Source organism: Comamonas odontotermitis (assembly GCF_014207855.1).
In the GTDB taxonomy this organism is placed as follows: Bacteria; Pseudomonadota; Gammaproteobacteria; order Burkholderiales; family Burkholderiaceae_C; genus Comamonas; species Comamonas odontotermitis_A.
Genome location: NZ_JACHKZ010000040.1, coordinates 23,185 through 30,076 on the forward strand (window position 1 = coordinate 23,185; position 6,892 = coordinate 30,076).

The 6,892-nt window shown below is 61.0% G+C and carries 8 protein-coding genes and 3 tRNA genes; 10 read left to right on the top strand and 1 reads right to left on the bottom strand.

Features of this window, described 5'->3' with window-relative positions:
• The first annotated feature begins 28 nt into the window (after window positions 1-28).
• The 10 genes from HNP33_RS19425 (at window position 29) to HNP33_RS19470 (ending at window position 6,337) form a co-directional block, all read left to right on the top strand.
• Window positions 29-1,249 carry an IscS subfamily cysteine desulfurase gene (locus HNP33_RS19425; protein ID WP_184711519.1) on the top strand — a complete coding sequence of 407 codons (1,221 nt, stop codon included), beginning with the start codon at window positions 29-31 and terminating at the stop codon, window positions 1,247-1,249.
• A 39-nt stretch (window positions 1,250-1,288) separates the two neighbouring features.
• A complete protein-coding gene (gene iscU, locus HNP33_RS19430; protein WP_184711520.1) occupies window positions 1,289-1,687 on the top strand; it encodes a Fe-S cluster assembly scaffold IscU in 399 nt (132 codons plus the stop codon).
• Window positions 1,688-1,693: 6 nt separating this feature from the next.
• Window positions 1,694-2,017: an iron-sulfur cluster assembly protein IscA gene (gene iscA, locus HNP33_RS19435; protein ID WP_184711521.1), complete on the top strand. Its 324-nt coding sequence runs from the start codon at window positions 1,694-1,696 to the stop codon at window positions 2,015-2,017.
• A 238-nt stretch (window positions 2,018-2,255) separates the two neighbouring features.
• Entirely contained in the window at window positions 2,256-2,774 is a 519-nt protein-coding gene (gene hscB, locus HNP33_RS19440) for a Fe-S protein assembly co-chaperone HscB (protein ID WP_184711522.1), read from the top strand.
• Window positions 2,775-2,911: 137 nt separating this feature from the next.
• On the top strand, window positions 2,912-4,774 hold the full coding sequence (gene hscA / locus HNP33_RS19445) for a Fe-S protein assembly chaperone HscA (RefSeq protein WP_184711523.1): 1,863 nt from the start codon (window positions 2,912-2,914) through the stop codon (window positions 4,772-4,774).
• Window positions 4,775-4,796: 22 nt separating this feature from the next.
• A complete protein-coding gene (gene fdx, locus HNP33_RS19450) occupies window positions 4,797-5,135 on the top strand; it encodes an ISC system 2Fe-2S type ferredoxin (RefSeq protein WP_184711524.1) in 339 nt (112 codons plus the stop codon).
• Between the two features lie 117 nt (window positions 5,136-5,252).
• Window positions 5,253-5,978: a DNA polymerase III subunit epsilon gene (gene dnaQ, locus HNP33_RS19455; protein WP_184711525.1), complete on the top strand. Its 726-nt coding sequence runs from the start codon at window positions 5,253-5,255 to the stop codon at window positions 5,976-5,978.
• Between the two features lie 59 nt (window positions 5,979-6,037).
• Window positions 6,038-6,112, top strand: a tRNA-Val gene (locus HNP33_RS19460).
• Between the two features lie 37 nt (window positions 6,113-6,149).
• A tRNA-Val gene (locus HNP33_RS19465) sits at window positions 6,150-6,224 on the top strand.
• A 38-nt stretch (window positions 6,225-6,262) separates the two neighbouring features.
• A tRNA-Val gene (locus HNP33_RS19470) sits at window positions 6,263-6,337 on the top strand.
• On the opposite strand, the gene HNP33_RS19475 is transcribed toward HNP33_RS19470, so the two are convergent.
• Window positions 6,308-6,535 carry a hypothetical protein gene (locus HNP33_RS19475; RefSeq protein WP_184711526.1) on the bottom strand — a complete coding sequence of 76 codons (228 nt, stop codon included), beginning with the start codon at window positions 6,533-6,535 and terminating at the stop codon, window positions 6,308-6,310. The two genes, HNP33_RS19470 and HNP33_RS19475, sit on opposite strands and share 30 nt — an antisense overlap.
• Window positions 6,536-6,892: the final 357 nt, after the last annotated feature.

Consider the following 6,892-nt stretch of genomic DNA (forward strand, 5'->3'; position numbering starts at 1 on the left):
TCGCCCGCACATGCCAGAGAAGCCAGATATGGACATGACCCCACATTTCCCCATTTACCTCGACTACGGCGCCACCACGCCGGTGGACCCCCGTGTGGTCGAAGCCATGATTCCCTGGCTGTCGGAGAATTTCGGCAACCCGGCCTCGCGCAGCCATGCCTGGGGCTGGACTGCGGAAGAGGCGGTGGAAAAGGCGCGCAAGCAAGTGGCTGATCTGATCCACGCCGATCCGCGTGAAATCATCTGGACCAGCGGCGCGACCGAGTCGGACAATCTGGCCATCAAGGGAGCCGCCCAGTTCTATAAGGGCAAGGGCAAGCACTTGATTACGGTCAAGACTGAGCACAAGGCCGTGCTGGACACCATGCGCGCCCTGGAGCGCGAAGGTTTTGAAGTCACCTATCTGGACGTGCTGGAAAACGGTCTGGTTGATCTGGAAGTCTTCAAGGCAGCCATCCGCCCCGACACCATTTTGGTGAGCGTCATGTTCGTCAACAACGAAACCGGCGTGATCCAGGACATCGAGACGATCGGCGACATCTGCCGCGAAAAAGGCATCATCTTCCACGTGGATGCAGCGCAGGCCACAGGCAAGGTGGAAATCGACGTCACCAAGCTCAAGATTGATCTGATGAGCCTGGCCTCGCACAAGACCTATGGCCCCAAGGGCATCGGTGCGCTGTACGTACGCCGCAAGCCACGTGTGCGCCTGGAAGCGCAGATTCACGGCGGCGGCCACGAGCGCGGCATGCGCTCGGGCACCCTGGCCACGCACCAGATCGTGGGCATGGGCGAAGCCTATCGCCTGGCGCAGGAAGAAATGGCCAAGGACTACGCCCACGCCAAGGCGCTGCAGCAACGCATGATCGATGGCTTGAAGGACATTGAGCAAGTCTTCATCAACGGCGACTTGCAACACCGTGTTCCGCACAACCTGAACATCAGCTTCAACTATGTGGAAGGCGAATCGCTGATCATGGGCATCAAGGGCCTGGCGGTGTCGTCCGGCTCGGCCTGCACCTCGGCCAGTCTGGAGCCCAGCTATGTGCTGCGCGCCCTGGGCCGCAGCGACGAGTTGGCCCACAGCAGCCTGCGCATGACCTTCGGCCGCTTCACGACCGAAGCCGATATCGATTACGCCGTGCAGTCGATCCGCGAAAACGTAGCCAAGCTGCGCGAACTGAGCCCCCTGTGGGAAATGTACAAGGACGGTGTCGATCTGAGCACCATCCAGTGGGCTGCTCACTGAGCCCCGGCACCACGAAGCAACAGTAAAGAGGTATCCAAAATGGCATATTCCGACAAGGTCATCGACCACTACGAAAACCCCCGCAATGTGGGCTCTTTCGACAAGGGTGACGAATCCGTTGGTACCGGCATGGTGGGCGCGCCCGCTTGCGGCGACGTGATGAAGCTGCAGATCAAGGTCAACGCCGAGACCGGCGTGATCGAAGACGCACGCTTCAAGACCTACGGCTGTGGCTCGGCCATCGCCTCGTCGTCGCTGGTGACCGAATGGGTCAAGGGCAAGACGCTGGACGAAGCCGCTGCGCTCAAGAACGCGCAGATCGCTGAAGAGCTGGCATTGCCTCCTGTCAAGATTCACTGCTCGATCCTGGCAGAAGACGCGATCAAGGCTGCGGTGAGCGACTACAAGGCCAAGCACACCGCCAAGGCGGAGGCATAAGCACCAATGGCTGTCACGCTTTCTGAATCGGCTGCACGCCACATCAACCGCTACCTGTCGCGTCGCGGCAAGGGCGTGGGCGTGCGCCTGGGCGTCAAGACCACCGGCTGCTCCGGCCTGGCCTACAAGCTGGAGTACGTGGATGAGGCCGCACCCGAAGACGTGGTGTTCGAGGAGCACGGCGTCAAGATACTGGTCGATCCCAAGAGCATGGCCTATATCGACGGCACCGAGCTGGATTTTGTGCGCGAAGGCCTGAACGAAGGCTTCAAGTTTCACAATCCCAACGAGCGTGACCGCTGCGGCTGCGGCGAGAGCTTTCGCGTGTAAGCTCCTTAAAAGAGAGCTCGGGGCTTTCCAAGCAGGTTTTCAGGCAATAAAAGGTTTGAAACCAGGTGGAAGACGGCAAACAGCTCTTTTTTGATGATTGGCAACCAACCGCCTTCGCACACTGCCAGGCGGTTTTTTAACGCCATGCCGCGCGAGGACAATGGCGATTCTGTTTGCGATACCCGCCGACTAGAAGGCGGCTGTGCGTGCCGAATGAGCCAAGGCGATTTGAAGAACGATGAACCTGCAATCCAATGATTTTGAGCTGTTTGGCGTGACCGAGCAGTTTGTGCAAGACACGGCCCAACTGGCCGAGCGCTGGAAGCTCTTGCAGAAAGAAGCACACCCCGACCGGTTTGCCGCCCAGGGCGCTGCAGCGCAGCGTGTGGCCATGCAATGGTCGGTGCGCATCAACGAGGCCTACCAGCGCCTCAAAGACCCGCTCAAACGCGCCGCCTACCTGTGTGAGCTGCATGGCGCCCCGATCCGTGCCGAAGACAACACGGCCATGCCAGCGGCGTTTCTGATGCAGCAGATGGAGTGGCGTGAAGCCCTGGAAGACGCGCAGAGCGCTGCCGCTGTTGATGCCCTGGAGGACGAAGTGCAGGCTTCGCGCCGCAGCATGCTTGCGCGTTGCGAGCAGCTGATTGACGCAGAACGCAACTACGCAGAAGCCGCCCAGCAGGTGAGAGCCCTCATGTTTGTTGCGCGATTTAGCGCCGATATCGACCGCCGCCGCGAGCAACTGGGACAATAATCCCTGTACCGCGACTTGCGGGCAAGTGTTGCAGGCGCTGCCTGTTGCACCTGGGCGTTGCCTCCATAGCGATCTGTATCAAACAGGCCGCCAGTGCGCACCCCGCAAGTGATAGAACTCATAAAAGAATAGCATCCATGGCATTGCTCCAAATTTCCGAACCCGGCCAGTCACCCGATCCGCACCAACGCCGTATCGCCGTGGGCATTGACCTGGGCACCACGCATTCGCTGGTGGCCGCTGTGCGCAATGGCGTGGCCGAATGCCTGCCTGGTGACGATGGCCGCGTGCTGCTGCCATCCGTCGTGCACTACCATGCGGGCGGCAAGCGTGACATTGGCTACGCGGCGCTCACCGCGCCGGGTCTGGATGCCGCCAACACCATTGCATCGGCCAAACGGCTGATGGGTCGCACCCTGGCCGATGTGCAACACCCCGAGCAGCTTCCTTACCAACTGGTGCAGCCCGAGGGTGCTGGCATGGTGGCGATCGAGACCGTGGCGGGCCGCAAGTCGCCGGTGGAAATCAGTGCCGAGATCCTGGCCACCTTGCGCTACCGCGCCGAAGACACGTTCGACAACGACCTGTATGGCGCCGTCATCACCGTGCCCGCGTACTTTGACGATGCGCAGCGCCAGGCCACCAAGGATGCCGCGCAACTGGCCGGCATTAAGCTGCTGCGCCTCATCAACGAACCCACGGCCGCTGCCATCGCCTATGGCCTGGACAATGCGGCAGAGGGCATCTATGCCGTCTACGACCTGGGCGGTGGCACCTTCGACATCTCCATCCTGCGCCTGGCGCGTGGCGTGTTCGAGGTGATTGCCACCGGCGGAGATTCGGCCCTGGGCGGTGATGACTACGATGCGGCGCTGGCCCAATGGGCGCTGGCCAAGGCTGGTGCCGTCGCACAGAGCGCACAGGACAAGGCCGTGCTGCGCCTGTCCGCCAAGGCGGCCAAGGAAGGCTTGACTGCCTCTGAATCGATCGCATTCAGCGCACAGTTGACAGGTGCCAACATTCAGTTTGAACTGAGTCGGGCAGATTTTGACGCTGCTACCCGCCATTTGACCGACCGCACGCTGGCTGCTGTGCGCCGCGCTTTGCGCGATGCGCAACTGGACAAGGACGAAGTGCAGGGCGTCGTCATGGTAGGCGGCTCCACCCGCATGCCGCAGGTGCAGCAGGCCGTGGCCAGCTATTTTGGCCGCGAACCGCTCACCAACCTGAACCCTGATGAAGTCGTCGCGCTGGGCGCATCCATCCAGGCCAACCAGCTGGCGGGCAACGACACCAATGGCGACCTGCTGCTGCTCGATGTGATCCCGTTGTCGCTGGGCATCGAAACCATGGGTGGCCTGGTCGAGCGCATCGTCAGCCGCAACGAAACCATTCCGACCGCGCGCGCGCAGGATTTCACCACCTACAAGGACGGCCAGACCGCGCTGGCGATCCATGTCGTGCAGGGCGAGCGTGATCTGGTGGCCGACTGCCGCAGCCTGGCGCGCTTCGAGCTGCGCGGCATCCCTCCGATGGCAGCGGGCGCCGCACGCATTCGCGTCACCTTCACCATCGATGCGGATGGGCTGCTCTCGGTGGGCGCGCAGGAGCAGATGAGTGGCGTGCAGGCGCAGATCGACGTCAAGCCGTCGTACGGCCTGTCGGACGACCAGATCGCCCGCATGCTGCAGGACAGCTTCAGCACCGCGCAGGCCGACATGCAGGCGCGTGCGCTCGTGGAGGCGCGGGTGGATGGCGACCGCCTGCTGATTGCCACGCAAAGCGCGCTGGATGCCGATGGCGACGTGCTGGGCGACGCCGAGCGCGAGCAGATCGACGCGCTGATGAACGCGCTGCGCGCCACCTTGACGGGCGACAACGCTGCAGCCATTGAAGCGGCCAGCGAAGCCCTGGGCAAAGGCACCGAAGCCTTTGCAGCCGAACGCATGAACCGCGGCATTCGCCAGGCGCTTGCCGGCAAGAACGTGCAATCCATTTAAAAAATTACCAGAAAACGACCCCATGCCAGTTATCAAGATCCTCCCGCACGCCGAATACTGCCCCAATGGCGCTGAAATCAAGGCGCCCACCGGCACATCGATCTGCGAAGCACTGCTGGAAAACGGCATCAACATCGAACATGCCTGCGACATGAGCCGCGCCTGCACCACCTGCCACGTCATCGTGCGCAAGGGCTTTGATTCGATGGAGCCCTCGGAAGAGGAAGAAGACGATCTGCTGGACAAGGCCTGGGGCCTGGAGCCGCAGTCCCGCCTCTCCTGCCAGGCCATTGTGGCGCGCGAAGACCTGACGGTGGAAATCCCCAAATACTCGATCAACCACGCCAAAGAAAACCACTGAGCGCCTGCACCCGCAGGGCGTTGCTGCGGCGTCCAGGCTCTTCGCTCAGGAGCGAGAAAGGGCAGGGCGCAGCGGCTGAGGTAGCATGCACGGGCACATGATTGAGAGGATGTAGGGATGGCTCGCCAAATTGTTCTGGATACGGAAACCACCGGCCTGTCGGCCGCCGAAGGCGATCGCGTGATCGAGCTGGGCTGCGTGGAACTGGTAGACCGCAAGCTCAGCGGCAACAACCTGCACCTGTACTTCAACCCCGACCGTGAAAGCCACGAAGATGCGCTGCGCGTGCACGGCATCACGACGGCGTTTCTGGCCGACAAACCGCGCTTTCATGAAATGGCGGCGCAGATTCAGGAATACCTGCAGGGCGCGGAGCTGATCATCCACAACGCGCCGTTCGACATGGGCTTCCTGAACAAGGAGTTCGAGCGCGTGGGCATGCCCAGCCTGACCAGCATGGTCAGCGGCGTGATCGACAGCCTGGTGATGGCCAAGGAGCTGTTCCCCGGCAAACGCAACTCGCTCGATGCCCTGTGTGATCGCCTGGAAGTGGACAACTCGGGCCGCGACCTGCACGGCGCCTTGCTGGACGCAGAGCTGCTGGCAGACGTCTACATCAACATGACGCGCGGGCAGGAGCAATTGCTGTCCATGGATGCTGCACCCGGCGCGCTCGGTTCGTCTATCGGCAAGGCCGGTATCGTGGTACAGCGCCAGGATTTGAGTCACTTTGACCTGCCCGTGATCGTACCTTCGGACGCAGAATTGGCCGCGCACGAAGAAGTGCTTGCGCAGATCGACAAATCAAGCGGCGACAAAACAATTTGGCGAAAAATAGCCTGATTTACCGGGCGCGCATCAAATTGCTGCCATAATAGCGGTCTTGACGGAAACGTCATCCGGGGTGATTAGCTCAGCGGTAGAGCACTGCCTTCACACGGCAGGGGTCACATGTTCGATCCATGTATCACCCACCAGTTTTCCAGAAAGTGGCCTGCAAAGGTCGCTTTCTTAGGGTGATTAGCTCAGCGGTAGAGCACTGCCTTCACACGGCAGGGGTCACATGTTCGATCCATGTATCACCCACCAGATTTTCCAGAAAGTGGCCTGCAAAGGCGGCTTTCCGGGGGTGATTAGCTCAGCGGTAGAGCACTGCCTTCACACGGCAGGGGTCACATGTTCGATCCATGTATCACCCACCAATTTAGAGTACAGAAATCAAGGGCTTGGTGAAATTCATCAAGCCCTTTTTTCTTTGGTCGATGAGCCGGAAATGCGGGCTCTTGGCGGAAAGCACCGGTTTGTTCGGTCATGCAGACCCGTGGTGTTGGCTCTGCGCCTTTTCTGCATATTTCTAAGCGAACCTGCTCTGGCAGGAAGGGCATGAGCGCGCCGTTCATGCTCTTCGCAAGGGGCCCATTGGTGGACACGCTAGATTGAAGCCCCCGGCAATGACAGCCGCGACAGGCTTGGCAATCGTGCGTGCAACCGAAGCCGTTACCTCCGGTTCACCTTGCTGATCTGGGCCAGCGCCATGCCATCAACGAGGACACGCCCGCCCGTTAGACCTCCGGCCGGGGCTCAGTGTCACATTAAGAGCCTAAGAGCCGTTAACCCAACCTGGTAAATCGCAGATTTGCGACTGAGACTAGGCGCCGGGCCGGGCTTTGTTGCACAAATCCGGGCCGCAGCGGTAGTAGGCTCGGATGATGAGTGAGACGAACTGGGGTCGGCGCAAGTACCGCACCACAAACTGG